Here is a 20,451-nt window from a genome sequence, read left to right as displayed (position 1 = left end):
GACGCCCGTCGTCTCGATGCGCATCTTTGGAAGGAGAAGGATCAGCGTCCGGAACTGGTCGAGATACGCAATCTCTGCGTCCGTCAGACCATCGATGGCATGCAAGTCATGGCGGCCCTGACGGCGGCGTCCCGCGCCGAGATTGCGTACTGGCATCTCTATGTTTCGCCCCGGAAGACTCTGACGGCGGCCGAAGCGGCGAAGGCGGTCGAGCTTGTTGTCACGGAATTCAAGGCGCATGACCACCCGTTGATGGTGTTCGCTCACAACGACAAGCCGCGGGCGGGCGGGGGTGCGAATCATCTGCACCTGCTGATGGGGCACGTCTCCCCCATAACTTTTCGGGCGCTGGACATGCGCCACCATGCGCCGAGGCTTCACAAAGTCATGGCGCTCGCGGCCTATCTGATCGAGGGCAAGGCCGTCCCGAGCCGTTGGCAAAAGTCGATTGTCGAGACGCTTCGCGCCGATGGCCAAGATCACGTTGCCGACTGGCTGATCGACGAGCTTGGGGTCGTGCCGGTCATCAATGCGCCGCGCATGACCGATTCCATGCGCCGATCGGCTCAGGCGGCCGGCTTTCCGCTGGCCGGGTTTCAGTCGCAGCTCGAACGTCTATGGAAGAGCGCGGCGACGGAGGCGGAAATCGCCTTGTTCTTGTATCGAAACGGCGTGGTGGTGAGACGCGGGAATGCGGCGAACGTTATCGCGTTCCACCATGAAAAGCTGTCCGTCGGATCGTTGCACCGCATTCTCAGGCAGGCGGCCTTGGTCGTTCATCAAGAGGCTCAGCGCCGGATCCCCCGGCTGCTCGAGGCCGATGAAAGCATTGCACACGATGCTGCCCCATCACACGCTTGGGCTGAGCTGCTGAAGCCGTCGGATGCCGAGCGGCGCGCCCGCCTCGATCTGCAGAAGAGGATCGATGCGATCGAGGGGCAGTTGGCCGGTTTGAAGACGGAACGGCTATCCCTGATCTACCAGCCGGGCCACGCAGGCTCGCGCGAGCAGTTTCAGGACGAGATCGTCACCCGCACCCGTCGTCTTGCTCGGGCTGAGTCCATTCTGGAAGAAGCGATTTCGCTGCTGTGGCAGGATGCGAGGTGGATGGCCCGATCGGAGCTCGAACTGATGCGGGCCGCCGAGCAGATCGTCACCTCGGCGGCGCAGGACATCTCGCCTGACCGCACGGACGTTGAGATCACGGATCGCAAGGAAGTCGAACACGCACCCTGCTCCGGGCCGGGGCCGTTAGCATGGTGACCGGGATCCGTCCGCACCACGACGACATAGCCGTCGGAAACGGCCGGAAGCGGCTTCGCCGTATCGATGTCGCCCCGCGCTGCCTCCCGCTCGTCGGCTTTGCGCAAACGCTCCCGCGAGCGGGCGCATGCTTTCTCCTCGGCCTCATCGATCCTGCGCCGGGCCATGCGGGCGCCGAGCATCGCCGCTGCCCGGATTGCCGGCGTATGGAAGGCTCCCACCACCTCGTGCGTGCAGACGTGCAGCGCCGCCCAGCCATAGACCACGGCTTCGACCTCGGCGGCGAGGGCGACGGGAATGGACTTCGGAAGTTTGCGAAGGGCGGCGACGAGCGCGCCTGCGACACGGCGGTGTTCCTCAGCGAGCGCCCTGTCGCGAGGTAACGCGAGCGAGATCAGCCGGACGCAATAGGCAAGGCTCCGGCACTCCGACTTGTCCTCGCAGACGGCCCGGTGGTCGAGTTCGATGGCGAGCGCGCATCCGCTTGCGGCATCGGGCATGTCGATCCAGATCGCAGTCAGGGCGATGCCGGGGCAGACCGTCTCGATCTCGGCGGCAAGGCGCTGGTAGATGGAATGATCGGCGCGCGAGGCCAGCACCGCATAGCGTAACACGCGCGGCAAGTCGGCGGTGGCTTGCTCGCCGGATGCGGATCTTCGGCCGCGCCTTCGATGAGATCCTCATCGAAGGCGCTCAGTGGCGGGCCATCCAGATCATCAATCATGAGGTTGCTCGGCTCGCGGCGACGCCGGAAAGCGCGGCGACGGTCGGTCCTATTGTAAAAATTGCAGATCGTGCTTGCCGTCGCGGACGAGGGCCAGCCTCCGCCGAATGCGATGGACGAACAGGGACGCCGCAGGAGACTTCCTGCGGCGTCGAGTCGCGGTTGGTCTAGAGCTGCATCACCGGGCGCGGATCGACCGGCCGCCACTTCGAGCTATCGACATGCGCCCCGCACACCGATTTGGCGGCGGTCGCCATCGAGGGGAAGGCGATGTCGACGGTGATACGCATGCGATCGACGGCACCCGGGATCGGCGTCAGCACGCCGGCCTCGAACAGGGCGGCGCGACGAGCCCGCGTCACCGGGCTCGCGCTCGGGTTCGTGGCGATGCGGAAATCCGAGCCGGCCGCCACGACGAAACGGTCGTTGGCGGGATAGCCGCGCGCCCAGATCGTCTCATCATAGCGCAATTCGAACTCGGCGCCGCCCGGCGGCAGGTGCACGTCGATTTCCATCGGGCCGCTCTCGGCGTCGTCGGCCGTCTCCGGCGACAGTGCCGGCGCGTCCACCTGCGGTACGCCGCCCGGCACCGGCTCGAAGGCGGTCACCCCGGCATCGAACAACAAGCGCTTGGCGTCTTCGAGCATGCGCTCGTGGAGCGGCATCTCCAGCGGATCGATCTCGGGCATCCGCGGCGGGCTGCCGGCGACCACCTTCATGACGCCGCAGCGATCGGCCGCATGCGTCAGCCAGAACTGCAGGTAGGCCGCGGTCTCCTTCGTGAAGCGCACCTCCCGCGAGGTTCCGCGCACCACGACCATCAGGCGGGCCCACGCCTTCTGCGGATCAGCGAGATGTTCGCCGAGCCGCCGGCTGAAGCAGTTCGTCTCGCCGAGATAGATCGGAACGGAGCCGTCCGCGGCGTCGCCGGTCATGGCGTAGAACGCCGGGCAGGCGAGCTCGCTCGCCACCAGCCTGGAGGCGAGGCTCATCGGGAACACCAGCACCCGGACGTGGGCGGCGCGGTCGATGATCTCGCGAACGTCGGCAACGCGCCCATAGGGGCGGTACACATGGCTCGTGGTCCGCGTGCTGATGAGCGGCTGGTCCTTGAAGTACGACATGTTGAAGATCCCTGTTTATTTATTGCCCGTTGAGATCCGAACGACATGCTGACGCCGGCATCTGCGTGCCGAGAGGTGTGCCGTTCGGAGAGCTCGGTGGAGCGGGGCTAGTGGATCGCGATCGGCGACAGCGAATGGTCGCCGGCCGTGCGCGTCAGCTGGCCCGACGAGCTCGTGAGCTGCGGGCGCGCAAGGCGGGACGGGATAGCCACTTCCGAGGGAACAGGAAGATCAAAAGCGGGAAACGCCGACAGATCGGCAATATACTGGCCGGTAGCCATTGGTGAACTCCTTTCTAGTCTGCGGTGGTTAGGTCGCCGTTCGATCTGGTACATCGGCGGCGGCCGTCCTTGCGGTCATCGCTCAGGCGGCACAAACATAGAACAAATTGTGGCGTTGCGCCAGCGCATAATCGGAAATATCGTTAATTTCCCCAGGATTGCGCCTTGGCCGATTTGAGCCTTCCCACCTATGCGGCCAGACCCCCCTCGCCGATCCGCAAGCGAGGCGACGACTTTCAGGCGTTCGACGCGCGCGAACAGGTCGGGCCTGGAGAGTGGGATGATGGATGGAGCCAAGGCAGCTACGCAGACAGCGCACAGCCCGGAGTTGCCTTGCTGCCCCTGTAGCCGCCGTGTAGATGTCGGAGATGCGTGAAGACACTCACTCCCTCCACAGCGGAAACATCACCGCGACCATCAAGGCGCAAGGCGCCGAGATGTGCTCGCTCAAGCACGATGATGGTACCGAATTCGTCTGGCAGGCCGGACCGGCCTGGCCGCGTCACGCGCCATTATTGTTTCCGATCGTCGGGCGTCTCGTCAATGACGAATTGCGGCATCGGAGCAAGTCATACCGGATGACCCAGCACGGCTTTGTGCGCGACAGCCGATTTGCATGGGCGGCACGTGAAGGGCGCCGCTGCACGCTGGTGCTCGAAGACAGCGAGGCGACGCGCGCGCTCTATCCGTTCGCGTTTCGGCTGACGGCGGCCTATGCGCTCGATGAGTCCGGTCTCGATCTCTCGCTCACCGTCGCCAACATCGGTAGGGAGACATTGCCGGCATCGCTCGGAGGACATCCCGCTTTCAACTGGCCGCTTCAGGCGGGCGTGCCGAAGGAGAGCTACGCCCTGACGTTCACGAACGAGGAGCCGTCTCCGGTTCGCCGCGTCGAGGGCGGCCTGCTGCTCGCAGCAACAGATCCGAGCCCGGTCCGAGGCACCGTGCTCCCGCTGGCGGAAGCCCTGTTCACCAACGACGCGGTGATCCTCAATCCCGTCAACAGCACTGCGGTCCGCTTTGCGGCGAGGGATGGCAGCGGGGCCTGGCTCGAAATGTCCTGGCGCGGCTTTCGCGCACTCGGTGTCTGGTCAAAGCCGACGGGCGCGCCGTTCGTTTGCATCGAGCCCTGGCGCGGTTATGCGAGCCCAGCTGGTTTTGACGGCGAGTTCACCGACAAGCCGGGCCTGATGCACATCGCGCCCGGTGCGGAGGAGCAGCTGTCGTTCCGGATCGAGGTTGGCACGTCCAAGCTGTTATACCTCGATACGCGTGAGGTCTTCGCCGAGCACGACGGGATCCAAATAGTCCTGCTTGACGTCGGCGAGCAGCGCGTTCAGCCTGGCATCGTCGGTGCGGGGACGGGAATGGGTGAGCGCCAGCTTTTTGACGCCGGCCTTGGCTGCGACCTAGCCGACCGTGTCGCCGCACGCGATCGTGTACTTCGCCAGCCTTCGAAAATGCTCGTTGTTGATTTCCGGCGTAACCAGAAACCAAACCTGCACGAGCAAGTCGGCGCCCTCAGCCAGCCGCCCGCGCCGGGGACGGTGTCGCCGGAAATGGCAATGACTTTGCCGTCCGCTTCGAAGCGGTAGCCGAGGCACATCCAGCGCGCGAGAAACGCCGGTGACATGTCGAGGCCGTCGCCATGCGAAACGAGCTCGGCGCAGATCTTCCAGCGGGCTGTCGAGGACGCGCCCGGGCATGATGTCGATCGCGAGCACCGGCTTCCAGCCGCCAAAAGTCGGCTCGCCCTGATGGCGCCAGGCGATTTATCGTAAACCTGCGTCACCGGCGTGTTGACCAGCCGTTCGGTGTCCGGAGGCCCAAAGATCGGCAGATCCTCCTTGCACCCATGCATCCACGAATTCAGCATCACATCTTAGAGCTCGCCGATATGGTCGAAATGGTGATGCGTGAGAAAGACCGTGTTCATGGCGCCGAGCGGCACGCCGGTCTTGCTTAGCTGCAGCATGACCCTGCGGCCCGCGTCGAACAGGATGTTCTCTTCGCCGAGCCTGATCAGCGTGGTCGTCGCCATGCGGCGCGGGTCCGGCGTGGGCCGGTGCCGAGCAGAATGACTTCCATGGCGTCTGCTCCAGTGTGAAGCCGGTCGATTTGATCACACTAGGTTCGAAGGCAGCAGCGAGGCAAGCCGCCCCGTCCTGCGGGAGCACGGTTCAGTGCACGCCTGTCGCGGGGCAGTGACGGTTTGGAGAAGGATTGTTGGTGCCGCGCGCATTGATGCGCTCAATGAGAAGTGTGGGGCAGTTCATAGTTAATACGTCAATACCGTGGCCCATATTGTTTGGGCGACACAAGCCGCCTAATGTTTCAGCAGACAGTTTCGGGGCTCGAACAAGTCGTGAATGTTCGTTCACACGACACCGCATCGCGCGGCGGCCTGAATTTTCAGGGCGGCTCAAACGCACACAGGACATCCAACATCGTGGCTGATTCCGCACGTCAGGAATTGCGTCCCAGCGGGCGCGAACGGCTGGTCGTCGTCGAAGACGATCCCGTGACGCGAACGATGCTGGTCGGTTACTTCAGCGAGAACAATTTCGACGTTGTCGGCGCCGGTAGCTGCGCGGAATGCCGCCAGGCACTGCGCGCGCGCACCGATCTCGTCTTCCTCGATTTGCAGTTGCCCGATGGCGACGGTTTCGAGCTCGCCAAGGAGATCCAGGCGACCAGCAATGCGGGCATCATCTTCGGGACCCGCCGCGACACCGACGTCGATCGCATCCTCGGTCTCGAGATCGCCGGCGATCATTACGTCACCAAGCCGATCAATCTGCGCGAATTGCTGGCGCGTGCGCGCAGCGTGCTGCGGCGGCGTTCGATCGATCGCAAGGCGGCGCGCAACTACAATTCGATCGCCTTCGGCGACTGGATCATCGACCTGACGCGGCGCGAGCTGCTCGGCAGCGACGGCAAGCCGGTGGTGCTGACGCGCGCCGAGTTCGATCTGCTCGCCGCGCTCGTCGGTGCGGACGGACGGCCGCTCAGCCGCGATTATCTGATCGAGGTCATCAGTAACCGTCAGGCCGAGGTCGACATCCGCACGGTCGATGCGCTGGTGGCGCGGCTGCGCCGCAAGCTCGTCGGCAGCGGCACGCCCGTCATCGTCACCGTCATCGGTGTCGGTTACAAGCTCGCGCTCAGCGAGCGGCTCTAGGCGCGTCGGCCTCAGGCCATGCAGCGAAGGCCAAAGCCGCTGACCGGCATGGTCCGGTTCAGCCGCTGAAGCCGACGACGAACCGGATGGCGACGAAGGTCGACGTGGCCACGGCCGCTGTTGCTAAGATTGCAAACAAAACTCTCAAACTGTTGTGCATGATCTCTATCGGGTTCGTTTCTGAAAATGGGTTGTTCGTCCAATGGCTGCCCGCCTAACGGCGAGCAACTATATCAACGCGATGCGACTCGTTTCCACCTTGCTTCGATCCGGGTTTTGATGAGGGCGACGCGGGCTTCCTGCGCGGCCCAATAGGCCCGGCTTGCGGCCGCCGTGCCTTGACGATAGCGCGCGTAAACCTCCTTCGGCTGTGCCAGCACTTTTCCATTGCGTGCTGATTTTGTCGTTGTCATCACCGCTGTTGGCGGCGGCACCGAGATCGGCGCCGGCGCCACATCCGGGATGGCTGCCGCGACGTCTCCCACCACCGTCGAGTTCATGGCGACAAGACGGTTACGGGCACGATTGCAGTAGACTTGCGAACGGGCGGTCATGGACTCCTCGCCATGGCCAGCCCGATATTTCATCAGGGCGCGGCAAAGGTCTCCGCCTGCCAGGCGCCATGCGCGGCTGAGATAGAGCACTCCGTAATGGATGTTGACGTCGGGTTCTGCGAGCTCAGCATTGTTTCCCCGGAATCCGAGCATCGCTGCGGTTTCGGGCCGTACTTGCATCAGGCCGATTTCGCCGACGCTGCCAATGGTGGCCGCGTTGTATCCGCTTTCGACGAAGACGACGGCCTCGGCAATGTCGGCAGGAAGAGTGGTTTTCGCCGTTTCCCGTTCGATGATTTTCCGGATTTCGGCGCGGGACGTGGGCGTCTCGCCGGCGCCGAGCTCAGTATTGCCGAGGCCAATGGCTGACGTCGTGTTCGCCTTATCCGAAGCGCCATCTTCTGCATGCGCGCACGTCGAGGCCAACACAAGCACGGCGATAGCTGCGTGTCTCCACGTCGCACTGCGTTTGAAGTGTGCCGGATCCCACAGCATAGGGAACCTCATATATCTTCCGAGTTAACAACCGATTTGCCGCTTGTAACCGTCTCGGCCCGCTTGTGCCGAAAGCCACTGGCGCTATCGCGCGCGCGAGCTCTGGTCCGTCGATGTCCGTTGGGCGCTGGCCAGCGAGCTGGTCGTCGATTGCATAGAGCGTGCAGGTCGGCGACCATTTCATGCACGCCGCGAGCGAGTCGCGTTGCGCATCATCCACGGTGCTGCGCCCCGAGCGCCAGCCGTAACCGCCGTTGGACGCCACCGCAAAAGCCTTGTGCGGCGCGGTGCTGGCGAGATAGCGCGCAAACTCGGCTTTCGCGGCGTCACCGAAATGGCTCGGCGGCGGCAGCGGATCGGGCGGGCTCAGCATCTCGCGGGCGAGCCCGCGCTCGCGCAGGAAGGCGTCCAGATAGGTCATCCATTACGGGCCGCCCGCCACGGAATAGAGATAGTGGCCGTCGTCGCCGTAAGGCGGTGCCGAGACGAATTTTGCGGTACCGCCATTGGCGCGAAACCCCTCGTAGAGGCGGCGCGCCAGGTCAGGACCGAAATAGGAATCGTTGGCCGCGTAGACCCACAGCATCGGCACGCGCGAAGTTTTGCCGAAGCTGGCGAAGACTTGCATCAGGCCATTCTCGTTGCAAACGTCGTCATCGTCGCGTGAACCGCGGCCGCCGGCGAAGTTGATCGCAGCCACGAGACCGGGCGGCGCCTGCGCAGTCAGCGCCACGGTCGCGAACCCGCCGGCGGAATGTCCGGCCGCGATCATGCCTGCCGTCGTAACGTCGGGCCTGCGCGCCATCGCATCGATCGCGGCGCGCAAGTCGGCAACCGCAACGGAAGCCGCCGGCAAATAAGCGGCGTTGGCGCAGCCGCCGATGCGGTCGACGCGCCCGCCGGGCGAGGTGCCGTAGCCGCGCCGCATCACGATCAGCGCGGCAAAGCCGCGCCGGGCGTATTCGAGCGCGATGCCGTAATATTGGTGCGCTGTCATCGTCGCGCGATCGCCAAAGCTGCGCGGCGAGCCGTGGCTGAGCAGGGCGAGCGGATAGCGCTTCGTGCCGGCCGGGCGGACCAGAAAGGCCTCCAGGCCCTGCGGGCCGGCCTCGGCCATGGGGATGCGGAGGTCCTCGGTGTAGAATTCTGCGGCGACGGCGCGCGACGACGTGCCGGCCACGGCAAGCCAGGCGGCGAAGAGGGGCAGCAACTTGCGCGAGAGGACCATGAGCCGATTCAAGGAGCCGGGACGCCTCAGACCATAGCACGAGTCTGCAAATAGCGCGGGCAGCCCGGGAACCGGGGCCGACGCGTGACCGTCAGCGCACCGTGTGCGGAGGGGAGGGTGCTCCCATCGCATTGGCTGCGTTGATGTGGAGCTCCCGCTCGATCCGCCGTTTCACCTTGGCGAGGTCGTGATCCACGGCCGCGTTGCGCAGCATCGGATTGGGCTCGACGTTGGCCGCCCTGGCATGTTCCGGAGACGACAGCGCCAAGGAACTGGCGAGCAGCAGGGCCGTTGCGAGAATGGTCATGTTTCTATTCACGGCTCCAAATGCGGCCATTTGTTGCCGGTGTTGAGCTGGGGCTTTTGGGTTGGCGGGTGCAAGCCCAATGGTATGGTGTGACCGGACCATAATCTTTCAACGACGAGGATATTTCAGTGCCTGATATTCATCCCGCGGCGGGAAAGCTGGTTTCGCCGGACGCGCTCGCCAACATTCCGCGGCTGGTGACCGCCTATTTCGCCAACAGACCGGATGCGGCGGACCCGGCCCAGCGGGTGGCGTTCGGGACATCAGGTCACCGCGGCACCTCGCTCAAGAGCAGTTTCAACGAGGGCCACATCCTCGCGACCACGCAGGCCATTTGCGACTACCGACAGGAAAAGGGGCTTACCGGTCCGCTTTTCATCGGCATCGACACCCATGCGCTGGCCGAGCCGGCACTGGTCAGCGCCGTCGAGGTGTTCGCGGCCAACGGCGTCGAGGTGATGATCGACAAGGACGGCGGCTACACGCCGACGCCGGTGATCTCGCATTCGATCCTCACCTACAACAAGGGCCGCACCTCGGGTCTGGCCGACGGCGTCGTCGTCACGCCCTCGCACAACCCGCCGGAGGACGGCGGCTACAAATACAATCCGCCGCATGGCGGCCCGGCCGACACCGACGCGACCTCCGTCATCGAGAAGCGCGCCAACGCCTATCTCGCCGACGGCCTCAGGAGCGTGAAGCGCATCGACTATGCCAGGGCGCTGAAGTCGTCGAACGTCCACGCCTACGACTACATGACCCCATATGTTGCGGATCTCGGCAATGTCGTCGATCTCGATCTGGTCAAATCCGCCGGCATCAATATCGGTATCGATCCGCTCGGCGGTGCTGCCGTGCATTATTGGCACCCCATCATCGAGCGCTATGGGCTCAAGGCCAATGTCGTGAACGAGGCGATCGACCCGACGTTCCGTTTCATGACCGTCGACTGGGACGGCAAGATCCGCATGGACTGCTCCTCGCCTTATGCGATGGCGAGCCTGATCGCGATGCGCGATCGCTTCGACGTCGCGTTCGCCAATGACACCGACGCCGATCGCCACGGCATCGTGACGCGCACCGGCGGGTTGATGAATCCGAACCATTATCTGGCGACCGCGATTTCTTACCTGTTCGCGCACCGCCCGAATTGGGGCGGGAGCGCTGCGATCGGCAAGACTGTGGTGTCGAGCTCGATCATCGACCGTGTCGCCAAGAAACTCGGCCGCAAGCTGGTGGAGACGCCGGTCGGCTTCAAATGGTTCGTCGACGGGCTCCTCACGGGCGGCTTCGGCTTCGGCGGCGAGGAGAGCGCAGGGGCCTCGTTTCTGCGCCGCGACGGCAAAGTGTGGACCACCGACAAGGACGGCATCATCCTCGGCCTGCTCGCCGCCGAGATCATGGCCAGGACTGGCCGCGATCCGAGCCAGCTCTTTGGCGATCTCACCGCCGAGCTCGGCGTGCCCCATTACGCCCGCATCGATGTCGCCGCGACCGTACCGCAGAAGAACATCCTGAAGTCAGTCACGCCCGAGCAACTCGGCCTGAAGGATCTCGCCGGCGACCCCGTCCGCGCCACGCTGAGCAAGGCGCCCGGCAACGGCCAGCCGTTCGGCGGCATCAAGGTCGAGACCGATTTCGGTTGGTTCGCAGCGCGTCCATCCGGCACCGAGGACGTCTACAAGATCTACGCCGAGAGTTTTCGCAGCACCGAGCACCTGAAGCGGATTCAGGAAGAGGCGCAGGCCGGGCTGGCGAAGGTGTTTGGGGCGTAGGGCGCCGGCCAAGTTGCCTTGACGCTTGGCCTCCCAGGGAGGTCTCGCCGTATCCTCCGCTGTCATCACCCGCGAAAGCGGGTGATCCAGTAGTGTGCCGAGTATGAACGACAGCTTGGAGGTGGAAGTCCTCTATCCAGCCTGATGACGGCGAAGGATTAGCGAAGCGCAAGGGCGTCATCGTGAGGTGGGGTCTGAAGACAGCGTGGAGCAAAGCCGCGGCTCGATGGACAAACACCGGATAACGAGGCCTACCCGGCCGGACGAGCGAGCCGTTGATCGCGAAGTCCACGGTCATCAAGGGCCGGGGTGGTAGATCCGGCGGGCGTGCGGCGAAGGCGGTCGGTCTTACCTCGGGAGGTCTGCACGGTGTCCCGGCAACGGGACTGAGGTCGCCGCAAGGCGGCCTGATCGCCGCGCAGAAGTCAGCAGAGGGCATAGTAGGCGGCGGCGCGCCGCCGAAGGCCCGAACGCTGGAAGTGGTCAGTAGAGCGGTCGATCTCGTGCGAGCCATGCGGCAGAAGAATCAGATTGAACTGAACTCGGGCACCGGAGCGAAGGGTGAAGCCCTGACCGCCGCCGCCCGAGAGACCGAAGCAAGTGCGGCGAAGGCCAGCCTCGAACACCCGGCGGTCGCAGGACCGTCGATGGAAGCAGTTGTCGAGCGTGAGAACCTGAAGAAAGCGTTGGCGCAAGTGACGCGCAACAAGGGCGCGGCAGGCGTCGATGGGATGACCGTCGGCGAACTGCCGGCCTATCTGAAGGAGCACTGGCTCGCGATCCGGACCCAGCTATTTGGCGGCACCTACAAGCCACAGCCGGTACGGCGGGTGGAGATACCGAAGGCGTCGGGTGGCCTGCGGCCGCTCGGCATCCCGACGGTGCTTGACCGCTTCATTCAGCAGGCGGTGTTGCAGGTGCTGCAGGCAGATTGGGACGGAACGTTCTCCGAGGCGAGCTTCGGCTTCCGGCCGAACCGCTCGGCGCATCAGGCGGTGGAACGGGCGCAGGCGTACATCGCGTCCGGGTACGCCTTCGTTGTGGACATCGACCTGGAAAAGTTCTTCGACCGGGTCAACCACGACATCCTGATGGGGCTCATTGCCAAACGGGTTGCTGACAAGCATCTCCTGAAGCTCATCCGCGCCTTCCTGAATGCGGGTGTGATGGAGGGAGGGCTGGTCAGTCCGACGGAGGAGGGCACGCCGCAAGGTGGACCGCTCTCGCCACTGTTGTCGAACCTGATGCTGGATGTGCTGGACAAGGAACTGGAGAAGCGCGGCCATCGCTTCGTGTGCTACGCCGACGACTGCAACATCTATGTGCGCAGTCAGAAGGCGGGTGAGCGGGTGCTGGCGGGCATCGAACGTTTCCTCGAAAAGCGCCTCAAGCTGAAGGTCAACAGGGCCAAGAGTGCGGTGGCCAAGCCGAGCATCCGCAAGTTCCTGGGCTTCAGCTTTACCCGCGAGCCGCTGCCACGACGGCGCATTGCGCCGCAGGCGATCGCCCGCTTCAAGGCGAGAGTTCGGGAGCTGACGCGACGCACGTGTGGCCAAAGCCTTGCGCAGACTGTCAAGGAGCTGTCACGCTATCTGATCGGATGGCGTGGCTACTTTGGCTTCTGCCAGACGCCGTCGGTGATGCGCGCACTTGACGAATGGATCAGGCGGCGGTTGCGCGCCATCGCCTGGAAGCAGTGGAAGCGTGGACCGGCTCGCTTCGCCGAGCTGCGACGCCGCGGCGTCGGCCGGGTTCTGGCGGCAAAGACCGCCGGCAGCCCACGTGGCCCTTGGCGGCTCAGCAACAGCCCCGCGCTCAACATTTGCCGTGCCAAAAGCTCTCTTCGGTTCGCTCGGTCTGGCTTCCATCGCGGCACAGCGGCCTGCATAATCCATCGAACCGCCGTATACGAGACCCGTACGTACGGTGGTGTGGGAGGAGGAGTCGCGAGACTCCCCTATCCCGATCTCCGTGGCGCCAGTTGAATGAACCAGTGGCGGCCGCGGCGTACTGGATCCCCGCTTTCGCGGGGAATGACAGCGAAGTTCATGCTGTATACATGAAGCGCCGATTAGGTATTATAGTAGGCCATATTCCGCGTTGACCCGATCTTTCCCGCTGCTATTGTATACACAACGCATACATAAGTCTTGGGAGATCGCCCAATGATAAAACCCTTCCCCATGAACGCCTGGTACGCCGCCGCCTGGGACGCCGACGTGAAGCCGGCGCTGTTGCCGCGGACGATCTGTGGCAAGCACGTCGTGATGTACCGCAAGGCCGACGGCTCGGTGGCCGCGCTGGAGGATGCCTGCTGGCATCGCCTGGTGCCGCTGTCGAAGGGTCGGCTCGAAGGCGACACCGTCGTCTGCGGCTATCACGGCCTGAAATACAATGCGCAGGGCCGCTGCACCTTCATGCCTTCGCAGGAGACCATCAACCCGTCGGCCTGCATACGCGCCTATCCCGTGGTCGAGCGCCACCGCTACATCTGGCTCTGGATGGGCGATCCCGCGCTGGCCGATCCCGCGCTCGTGCCCGACATGCACTGGAATCACGATCCGGCCTGGGCCGGCGACGGCAAGACCATCCGCGTCAACTGCGACTACCGCCTCGTGCTCGACAATCTGATGGACCTTACCCACGAGACCTTCGTGCACGGCTCCTCCATCGGCAATGACGCGGTCGCCGAGGCGCCGTTCGACGTCACCCATGGCGAGAAGACGGTGACGGTGACGCGCTGGATGCGCGGCATCGAGGCGCCGCCGTTCTGGGCCAAGCAACTCGGCAAGCCCGGCCTCGTCGACCGCTGGCAGATCATCCGCTTCGAGGCACCCTGCACCATCGCGATCGACGTCGGCGTGGCGCCGACCGGCACCGGGGCGCCCGAAGGCGACCGCTCGCAAGGCGTCAACGGGTTCGTGCTCAACACCATCACGCCCGAGACCGAGAAGACCTGCCACTACTTCTGGGCGTTCGTGCGTAACTATCAGCTCGGCGAGCAGCGGATCACCACCGAGATCCGCGACGGCGTCTCCGGCATCTTCCACGAGGACGAGCTGATCCTCGAAGCGCAGCAGCGTGCGATGGACGAAAACCCGGATCGCATCTTCTACAATCTCAACATCGACGCCGGCGCGATGTGGACGCGCAAGCTGATCGACAAAATGGTGGCGAAGGAAAACGCGCCGCAGCACCTCCAGGCCGCGGAGTAGGAGATGGCCGAGCGTGAGGTCGACCGCTCCGTCTCGCAGACCGTGAAGGCGCAACTCGCGCTGCGCGACCAGATCCTGTCGGGTTCATTGCGCCCGGGCGAGCGCATTTCCGAGCTGCAGGCGGTGGAAACCACCGGCGCGTCGCGCACGCCGGTGCGCATGGCGCTGGTGCGGCTGGAGGAGGAGGGCCTGCTGGAGGCGATCCCCTCCGGCGGCTTCATGGTGAAGGCGTTCTCGGAGCGCGACATCTCCGATTCCATCGAGCTGCGCGGCACGCTGGAAGGCCTCGCCGCACGTTTCGCCGCCGAGCGCGGCGTCTCCGCGCGCGAGCTCGAGCCGCTGAAGGAGTGCCTCGCCGCGATCGACGAGCTGCTGCGGCAGGTGCCGATCTCGATCGAAGCCTTCTCGTCCTATGTCGCGCTCAATGCGCGCTTTCATGCGCTGCTCACCGAATTGTCGCGCAGCCCGAAGCTGGTTCGCCAGATCGACCGTGCCTCGGCGCTGCCGTTCGCCTCGCCCAGCGCCTTCGTCATGGCGCAGTCGGCACTGCCCGAGGCGCAGCAGATTTTAATCATCGGGCAGGAGCATCATCGTGTCGTGATCGACGCGATCGAGAACCGCGAGGGCGCGCGCGCCGAGGCCGTGATGCGCGAGCACGCCCGGCTGGCGGTGCGCAACTTAAGGCTCGCGCTGCGCAACCGCACCCATCTCGACCTGCTGCCGGCGCTCGCGCTGATCAAGACCGCAACCGATTGAGGGCACTATGCGCTTCGTCGAAACCTGGATTCCGGCCACGCTCGTCTCGACCCGCGATCTTGCGCCCGGCATCCGCGAATTCCTGATCCGGCCCGACCAGTTCGATGGCACCGCCTATCCCGTCGGCAGCCATATCAATGTCAGCGTCACCATCGATGGCCAGCCCGAGACGCGGTCCTACTCGCTGGTCGGCGAAGCCTCGTCCCATGGCTTCAGGATCGCGGTGCGCCGCACCGATGATTCCCGCGGCGGCTCGCGCTATATGTGGCAGCTCGCGCCGGGCGCACGGCTCGATATCACACGGCCCTCATCGCTCGTCGCGATCGACTGGACGCGCGAAAATTATTGCCTGATCGCCGGCGGCATCGGCATCACCCCGATCGTCGGCGCCGCCCAAGTGCTGGCGCGCCGCGGCGCCGATGTCACCTTGCATTATGCCGTGCGCGGGCGCGCTGACGCCGCCTATCTCGACGATCTCTCCAGCCTGCTCGGTGACCGCCTGGTCGTCCATGCCAGCGATGAAGGCAAGCGGCTCGATCTCGACAGCCTGTTCGCTTCGTTGCCGAAGGGCGCGCTGACGCTGTTCTGCGGCCCGATGCGCATGCTCGATGCCGCCCGCCACGCCTGGATCGGCGCGGGTCATCCGCTCCCCGATCTCCGCTACGAGACGTTCGGCTCCAGCGGCACGCTGCCAACCGAGACGTTCCGCGTGCGCCTGAAGGGCTCCAATGTCGAGCTCGAGATTCCGCGCGAGCGCTCGATGCTTGACGTCCTCAACGCCAGCGGCTTTGAGGTGATATCCGATTGCAAGCGCGGCGAATGCGGCCTCTGCGCCATCGACGTTGTCGATGTCGACGGCGAGATCGACCATCGCGACGTCTTCTTCAGTGACCACCAGAAGCAAAGCAACCAGAAGATCTGCGCCTGCGTTTCGCGCGCGCGGGGCACGATCACGGTGGACACGCTGCTGCGGGCGGATGCGGTCTGACGGCGGCAGCTTGGCCTTCATGGTTCGAGACGCGCCGCATGGCGGCGCTCCTCACCACGAGGATTCGAAATCCCGCCGCAAGGCGAGACCTCGTTCATCGCCCCATCTGTTTCGGGTCATAATAGAACCGTTCTTCGATCAGCTGATTGCCGCGCCAGGTCTGCCACGCAATCTCGTCGAGTGTCCGCGTCACACCGTCGGCATTTGTGAAGCTGAATGTCCAGCGCGTCGCAACATGGTCGCCTTCGATCAGGCTCGGCCCGACACGAACGGCCTTGACCTCTTTGAAGGCCGCCAGCACCCCGCGCTCCTTGGCGACGAGCTTGTCGCGGCCGACAACCGGCGCGGCGTTGTTCTCGTAGGTCGCGGCATCGGGCGTGTAGAATTGCTCGATTGCTTCGACAAACTTCCCGTCCTCCAGCCGCTTTGCAAAGGCTTCGACGATGTCACGGCTCGGCATGGATCACCTCACGATTAAAACCGACTGTTAGTCGGTAAATACCGACCGGTAGTCGAAAAGTCAACTGGCCGCCTCTGCCAAATTCGACTAGACGAGGACGCATGGCGAAACAGGCGGAGCGGCGGGCGGCGACGACGGAGGCGATCCTGACGGCGGCGCGCCGGTTGTTCGGGACGCAAGGCTTTGCCGCGACGACGATGGACGAGATCGCGGAAGGGGCCCGCATCGCCAAGGGCGCGGTCTATCATCACTTCAAGACCAAAGAGGCGGTATTCGAAGCCGTGTTCGACCTGGTCTCGCGCGATCTCGTGGTCGAGATCGACAGCGCGGCACGCGCCGAGAAGGACGTGCTGGCCGCGATGGTCGCCGGCACCCAGCATTATTTTGCCGCGACTGCAAAGGGCCCGACCGGCCAGATCATTCTGCGCGACGGTCCCGCGGTGCTCGGCTGGGAGCGCTGGCGCGAGATCGACGCCAGGCATTTTGGCGGCAAGATGCCGCGCGCACTGTCGGTGGCCATGGACGCCGGCCTGATCGCAAAGCAGCCAGTCGAGCCGCTGGCGCGCCTTCTGCTCGGCGCGGTCACGGAGGCCGCGGTCGCCTGCGCCGGGCGCGCCGATATCGCAAGAGCAGGTGCGGAATATGCCCGTGCGTTCAAGTCGCTGGTCGAGGCGCTGCGCGTCAAGCCATGATTGTGCTAGTGACGAACTGGAAACGCCCACACCAACAAGAAGAACAATCGCGCATGACCGCAAATTCCACTCTCGCGCCGTCTGATCCCGAGTTCGACTACATCATCGTCGGCGCCGGCTCCGCCGGCTGTGTGCTCGCCAACCGGCTGTCGGCGAACGGCAAGGACCGCGTGCTGCTGCTGGAGGCGGGACCTACGGATTCCAACATCTGGATCCACGTGCCGCTCGGCTATGGAAAGCTGTTCAAGGAAAAGACCGTCAACTGGATGTACCAGACCGAGCCGGAGCCCGAGCTGAAGGGCCGCCAGGTATTTCAGCCACGCGGCAAAACGCTGGGCGGATCGAGCTCGATCAACGGCCTGCTCTATGTTCGTGGCCAGCACGAGGATTACGATCGCTGGCGCCAGCACGGCAATGCCGGCTGGGGCTATGACGACGTGCTGCCCTATTTCAGGAAGGCCGAGAACCAGACGCGCGGCGCCGATCAATATCACGGCACCGGCGGGCCGCTGCCGGTGTCCAACATGGTCGTGACCGATCCCCTGTCGAAAGCCTTCATCGACGCCGCGGTCGAGACCGGTCTGCCCTATAATCCCGATTTCAACGGCGCCACGCAGGAAGGCGTCGGCCTGTTCCAGACCACCACGCGCAACGGCCGCCGCGCCTCGACGGCGGTGGCCTATCTCGGCCCTGCGAAGAAACGCAGCAATCTCAAGATCGAGACCGAGGCACTCGGCCAGCGCGTGCTGTTCGAAGGCCGCCGCGCGGTCGGCATCGAGTACCGGCAGGGCGCGAACCTGCGCCGCGCGCGCGGCGCGAAAGGAGATCGTGCTGTCGAGCGGCGCCTACAACTCGCCGCAGCTCCTGCAGCTCTCCGGCGTCGGGCCTGCGGATCTCCTGCGCAAGCACGGCATCGATGTCGTGATGGACGCGCAGGGCGTCGGTCACGATCTCCAGGACCACATGCAGGTCCGCATCGTGATGCGCTGCTCGCAGAAGATCACGCTGAACGACACCGTCAACCACCCGCTCCGCCGCACGATGGCCGGCGCGCGTTATGCGCTGTTCCGGAAAGGCTGGCTGACGATTGCGGCCGGCACGGCGGGCGCGTTCTTCAAGACCGATCCGCGGCTGGCTTCACCCGACATCCAGGTGCACTTCCTGCCGTTCTCGACCGACAAGATGGGTGAGAGGCTGCATGATTTTTCGGGCTTTACCGCCTCGGTCTGCCAGCTCCGGCCCGAGAGCCGCGGCAGCTTGCGCATCAGGAGTGCGGACCCGACCGTGCCCCCGGAAATCCGCATCAACTACATGTCCGCCGAGACCGACCGCACCACCAATGTCGAGGGCCTCAAGATCCTGCGCAAGATCCTGAACGCGCCGGCGCTAAAGCCCTTCGTGGTCAGCGAGTACGATCCCGGCGCGAAGGTATCCACGGACGCCGAGCTTCTGGACTATTGCCGCGAGCGCGGCAGCACCATCTACCATCCGACCTCGACCTGTCGTATGGGCAATGATGCGCTCGCGGTGGTGGACCAGCGGCTGAAGGTGAGGGGGCTCGAAGGCCTCCGCATCGTCGACGGCTCGATCATGCCGGACCTCGTCTCGGGGAACACCAACGCGCCGATCATCATGATCGCGGAGAAGGCATCCGATATGATACTGGAGGATGCGCGGTAGAGCTTGATCTGGAAAAGTGGAGACCGGTTTTCCGATAAGATCATGCTCGAAAAAACGACGCGTCTTGAGAGGAATTGAACTTGGCTACGCGATTCAAGATCGGCACCCGCAAGAGCGTAATGGCGCTGGCACAGACGGAGGAGATTGCCCGCCGCCTGACCGCCGCCATGCCGGATCTCGATGTCGAGATCGTCAAGTTCGATACCACGGGCGATCTCGACCAGACCAGCAAGCTGCTGCCCCATGGCGGCAAGGGCGGCGCCTTCGTCGCGCAGATCCGCGCTGCCGTGCTGTCCGGCGAACTCCAGGCCGCGATGCATTCGCTGAAGGACATGCCTGGCAACGAGGACACGCCCGGCCTCGTCATCGGCGCCACCCTGTCGCGCGATCCCGCAAGCGATGCGCTGGTGCTGCGCGATGGCGTCACGCTGGCAGCGCTGCGGCAGTCGCGGGGCAAGGGCTTCAAGATCGGCACCAACGCCGTCCGCCGCGCGGCCTATGCGCGGCGACTGTTTCCCGATGTCGAAGTGATCCACTTCCGCGGCGCTGCCGACACGCGCGTGCGAAAACTCGACAATGGCGAGAAGCAGAAGCTGCCGGATGGCGGCGCGGTGGGTCCCGCAGACGCGTTGATCATGGCGCGCTCGGGCCTCGATCGCGTTGGTCTGTCCAGCCGCATCGCGTACGAATTCAGCGCGGCCGAAATGCTGCCCGCAGCGGGGCAGGGCATCGTCGCCGTCGAATGCGCGGCGCAGGACTGGCAAACGCGAACAATCCTGTCATCGATCGACGATCCCTCGGCCCATGCCTGCGCCGATGCCGAGCGCGAGGTGCTCTGGGTGCTCAACGGCCACTGCAATTCGCCGGTGGCGGGCTTTTCGACCATATCAGACGATCAGATGTCTCTCGCCGCCTCCGTGCTCGATCTCTCCGGCAACACCATCATCGAAGCCTCGCGCAGGGGCCCGGCTGATCGCCCGCGCGAGCTTGGCCGCGCGGTGGCATTGGATCTGCTGAGCAAGGGCGCCGCCGAGATCATCGAGCGCAGCCGGCCGCGCTAATCCGTGTGCCCATAAGTCCAGTCGAGCGACGAAATGAAAGAGGCCGCCTCGTTGGCGGCCTCCTGATGTCAGCGCGGAATTCACTTTTTGAAGTCTACGTTGCTACAATACCACCATATGTCAGTGCCGCTCCATCCCGCAGCCCTGACCTTGTCGGCGCAGTCACCGTAGTTCGCAAAATTGGCCACGTTTCTGCAAGGTACCGCCGAAAAGCGTGGCCAACCCATGGAATTGCAGCGCGGCAACCCGGCGTCCGCGAGGGTAGACCGGGTGTTCGCCGCGTTCGCCGAGGCAATTGACAGGACGATCAGGCCGGCAAGTAGCAGCAGCGCTCTCATGACGATCTCCTCCCAATGACGGGATAGCGAAGTACCATCCCAGGCTGTATGATAGCACCGATTCAACAGAAAAACAGATGTCGCATCGGGTCAAAATGCGAAGCACTTAACGTTTGCAAACCTGGTCCGTTATGGCTCGCTGAGCGGACCTCAACGAGGTGCGCCGGTAGTTCGTTGATGGGCAATAAAGGCGACATTCCGTGACTGTCGGGCCATGTAAGGCTGACCAGTTGAATTCGAACTCTTGCATCGCGGGTCGAAGCCAGCCGGAGCCATGTCCGGTGTGAGCGCCAATACGCTACCGGCCACGCGCCTGCGATTGTCGAAAA

At 64.4% G+C, this 20,451-nt stretch carries 17 protein-coding genes and 3 pseudogenes; 13 read left to right on the top strand and 7 right to left on the bottom strand.

Going from position 1 to position 20,451, the window contains the following annotated elements; genetic code table 11:
- The first annotated feature begins 99 nt into the window (after positions 1-99).
- From ACTGJ9_RS35515 to ACTGJ9_RS35505, 3 genes are all read left to right on the top strand, one after another.
- Positions 100-1,263 (top strand): hypothetical protein, encoded by a 1,164-nt coding sequence (locus tag ACTGJ9_RS35515; RefSeq protein ID WP_456674837.1) that lies wholly within the window; start codon positions 100-102, stop codon positions 1,261-1,263.
- A complete protein-coding gene (locus ACTGJ9_RS35510; protein ID WP_456674836.1) occupies positions 1,257-1,646 on the top strand; it encodes a hypothetical protein in 390 nt (129 codons plus the stop codon). Before ACTGJ9_RS35515 ends, ACTGJ9_RS35510 begins: the two co-directional genes overlap by 7 nt.
- Positions 1,647-1,715: 69 nt before the next feature.
- Positions 1,716-1,874 (top strand): hypothetical protein, encoded by a 159-nt coding sequence (locus tag ACTGJ9_RS35505; RefSeq protein ID WP_456674835.1) that lies wholly within the window; start codon positions 1,716-1,718, stop codon positions 1,872-1,874.
- Positions 1,875-2,154: 280 nt separating this feature from the next.
- On the opposite strand, the gene ACTGJ9_RS35500 is transcribed toward ACTGJ9_RS35505, so the two are convergent.
- Entirely contained in the window at positions 2,155-3,111 is a 957-nt protein-coding gene (locus ACTGJ9_RS35500) for a hypothetical protein (protein ID WP_456674834.1), read from the bottom strand.
- 107 nt (positions 3,112-3,218) lie between these two features.
- Positions 3,219-3,392, bottom strand: coding sequence for a hypothetical protein (locus tag ACTGJ9_RS35495; RefSeq protein ID WP_456674833.1), 174 nt, complete (start codon positions 3,390-3,392; stop codon positions 3,219-3,221).
- A gap of 368 nt (positions 3,393-3,760) precedes the next feature.
- On the opposite strand from ACTGJ9_RS35495, the pseudogene ACTGJ9_RS35490 reads away from it, so the two are divergent.
- Positions 3,761-4,642, top strand: a pseudogene (locus ACTGJ9_RS35490) (aldose 1-epimerase family protein); the annotation flags it as partial.
- A gap of 632 nt (positions 4,643-5,274) precedes the next feature.
- On the opposite strand, the gene ACTGJ9_RS35485 reads toward ACTGJ9_RS35490, so the two are convergent.
- Positions 5,275-5,433, bottom strand: a complete 159-nt coding sequence (locus ACTGJ9_RS35485) for an MBL fold metallo-hydrolase (protein ID WP_456674832.1) — start codon at positions 5,431-5,433, stop codon at positions 5,275-5,277.
- Between the two features lie 324 nt (positions 5,434-5,757).
- Here ACTGJ9_RS35485 and ACTGJ9_RS35480 point away from each other — a divergent pair, with 324 nt between their 5' ends.
- Positions 5,758-6,573 carry a response regulator gene (locus ACTGJ9_RS35480; protein WP_456674831.1) on the top strand — a complete coding sequence of 272 codons (816 nt, stop codon included), beginning with the start codon at positions 5,758-5,760 and terminating at the stop codon, positions 6,571-6,573.
- A gap of 233 nt (positions 6,574-6,806) precedes the next feature.
- On the opposite strand, the gene ACTGJ9_RS35475 is transcribed toward ACTGJ9_RS35480, so the two are convergent.
- The 3 genes and pseudogenes from ACTGJ9_RS35475 to ACTGJ9_RS35465 all read right to left on the bottom strand — a co-directional run bounded on the left by ACTGJ9_RS35475 (position 6,807) and on the right by ACTGJ9_RS35465 (position 9,157).
- The gene (locus tag ACTGJ9_RS35475; protein ID WP_456674830.1) at positions 6,807-7,622 is read right to left on the bottom strand and encodes a lytic transglycosylase domain-containing protein; all 816 of its coding nucleotides are present in this window, start codon (positions 7,620-7,622) and stop codon (positions 6,807-6,809) included.
- 84 nt (positions 7,623-7,706) lie between these two features.
- Positions 7,707-8,850: pseudogene (locus ACTGJ9_RS35470) on the bottom strand (alpha/beta hydrolase family protein).
- A gap of 91 nt (positions 8,851-8,941) precedes the next feature.
- Entirely contained in the window at positions 8,942-9,157 is a 216-nt protein-coding gene (locus tag ACTGJ9_RS35465) for a hypothetical protein (RefSeq protein ID WP_456674829.1), read from the bottom strand.
- A 128-nt stretch (positions 9,158-9,285) separates the two neighbouring features.
- Here ACTGJ9_RS35465 and pgm point away from each other — a divergent pair, with 128 nt between their 5' ends.
- The 5 genes from pgm to ACTGJ9_RS35440 all read left to right on the top strand — a co-directional run bounded on the left by pgm (position 9,286) and on the right by ACTGJ9_RS35440 (position 15,891).
- Positions 9,286-10,932: a phosphoglucomutase (alpha-D-glucose-1,6-bisphosphate-dependent) gene (gene pgm, locus ACTGJ9_RS35460; protein ID WP_456674828.1), complete on the top strand. Its 1,647-nt coding sequence runs from the start codon at positions 9,286-9,288 to the stop codon at positions 10,930-10,932.
- A gap of 275 nt (positions 10,933-11,207) precedes the next feature.
- Positions 11,208-12,917 (top strand): group II intron reverse transcriptase/maturase, encoded by a 1,710-nt coding sequence (gene ltrA, locus ACTGJ9_RS35455; protein WP_456674827.1) that lies wholly within the window; start codon positions 11,208-11,210, stop codon positions 12,915-12,917.
- A 180-nt stretch (positions 12,918-13,097) separates the two neighbouring features.
- The gene (locus ACTGJ9_RS35450) at positions 13,098-14,147 is read left to right on the top strand and encodes an aromatic ring-hydroxylating dioxygenase subunit alpha (RefSeq protein ID WP_456674826.1); all 1,050 of its coding nucleotides are present in this window, start codon (positions 13,098-13,100) and stop codon (positions 14,145-14,147) included.
- Between the two features lie 3 nt (positions 14,148-14,150).
- The gene (locus ACTGJ9_RS35445; RefSeq protein WP_456674825.1) at positions 14,151-14,903 is read left to right on the top strand and encodes a GntR family transcriptional regulator; all 753 of its coding nucleotides are present in this window, start codon (positions 14,151-14,153) and stop codon (positions 14,901-14,903) included.
- Positions 14,904-14,910: 7 nt separating this feature from the next.
- Positions 14,911-15,891 (top strand): PDR/VanB family oxidoreductase, encoded by a 981-nt coding sequence (locus ACTGJ9_RS35440; RefSeq protein WP_456674824.1) that lies wholly within the window; start codon positions 14,911-14,913, stop codon positions 15,889-15,891.
- Positions 15,892-15,985: 94 nt separating this feature from the next.
- Here the strand turns inward: ACTGJ9_RS35440 and ACTGJ9_RS35435 are convergent, their stop codons facing one another.
- A complete protein-coding gene (locus ACTGJ9_RS35435; RefSeq protein ID WP_456674823.1) occupies positions 15,986-16,351 on the bottom strand; it encodes a nuclear transport factor 2 family protein in 366 nt (121 codons plus the stop codon).
- 101 nt (positions 16,352-16,452) lie between these two features.
- On the opposite strand from ACTGJ9_RS35435, the gene ACTGJ9_RS35430 reads away from it, so the two are divergent.
- The 3 genes and pseudogenes from ACTGJ9_RS35430 to hemC all read left to right on the top strand — a co-directional run bounded on the left by ACTGJ9_RS35430 (position 16,453) and on the right by hemC (position 19,784).
- Positions 16,453-17,043 (top strand): TetR/AcrR family transcriptional regulator, encoded by a 591-nt coding sequence (locus tag ACTGJ9_RS35430; RefSeq protein ID WP_456674822.1) that lies wholly within the window; start codon positions 16,453-16,455, stop codon positions 17,041-17,043.
- Positions 17,044-17,096: 53 nt separating this feature from the next.
- Positions 17,097-18,723, top strand: a pseudogene (locus ACTGJ9_RS35425) (GMC family oxidoreductase).
- 80 nt (positions 18,724-18,803) lie between these two features.
- The gene (gene hemC, locus ACTGJ9_RS35420) at positions 18,804-19,784 is read left to right on the top strand and encodes a hydroxymethylbilane synthase (protein WP_456674821.1); all 981 of its coding nucleotides are present in this window, start codon (positions 18,804-18,806) and stop codon (positions 19,782-19,784) included.
- The last annotated feature ends 667 nt before the right edge of the window (positions 19,785-20,451 follow it).

The sequence above is a fragment of the Bradyrhizobium sp. RDM12 genome (genome assembly GCF_051917485.1).
Classification (GTDB): Bacteria; Pseudomonadota; Alphaproteobacteria; order Rhizobiales; family Xanthobacteraceae; genus Bradyrhizobium.
The sequence above is the reverse complement of the archived record's forward strand: the minus strand, read 5'-3'. Positions and strand labels throughout refer to the sequence as shown.

Bases quoted from the DNA above. Each gene is read 5' to 3' on its own strand.
- ACTGJ9_RS35500 (WP_456674834.1), bottom strand. From the start codon at position 3,111: ATGTCGTACTTCAAGGACCAGCCGCTCATCAGCACGCGGACCACGAGC.
- ACTGJ9_RS35435 (WP_456674823.1), bottom strand. From the start codon at position 16,351: ATGCCGAGCCGTGACATCGTCGAAGCCTTTGCAAAGCGGCTGGAGGAC.
- ACTGJ9_RS35515 (WP_456674837.1), top strand. From the start codon at position 100: ATGCAAGTCATGGCGGCCCTGACGGCGGCGTCCCGCGCCGAGATTGCG.
- ACTGJ9_RS35430 (WP_456674822.1), top strand. From the start codon at position 16,453: ATGGCGAAACAGGCGGAGCGGCGGGCGGCGACGACGGAGGCGATCCTG.
- ACTGJ9_RS35445 (WP_456674825.1), top strand. From the start codon at position 14,151: ATGGCCGAGCGTGAGGTCGACCGCTCCGTCTCGCAGACCGTGAAGGCG.
- ACTGJ9_RS35465 (WP_456674829.1), bottom strand. From the start codon at position 9,157: ATGACCATTCTCGCAACGGCCCTGCTGCTCGCCAGTTCCTTGGCGCTG.
- ACTGJ9_RS35510 (WP_456674836.1), top strand. From the start codon at position 1,257: ATGGTGACCGGGATCCGTCCGCACCACGACGACATAGCCGTCGGAAAC.
- ACTGJ9_RS35475 (WP_456674830.1), bottom strand. From the start codon at position 7,622: ATGCTGTGGGATCCGGCACACTTCAAACGCAGTGCGACGTGGAGACAC.
- ACTGJ9_RS35485 (WP_456674832.1), bottom strand. From the start codon at position 5,433: ATGGCGACGACCACGCTGATCAGGCTCGGCGAAGAGAACATCCTGTTC.
- ACTGJ9_RS35450 (WP_456674826.1), top strand. From the start codon at position 13,098: ATGATAAAACCCTTCCCCATGAACGCCTGGTACGCCGCCGCCTGGGAC.
- ACTGJ9_RS35495 (WP_456674833.1), bottom strand. From the start codon at position 3,392: ATGGCTACCGGCCAGTATATTGCCGATCTGTCGGCGTTTCCCGCTTTT.
- ACTGJ9_RS35440 (WP_456674824.1), top strand. From the start codon at position 14,911: ATGCGCTTCGTCGAAACCTGGATTCCGGCCACGCTCGTCTCGACCCGC.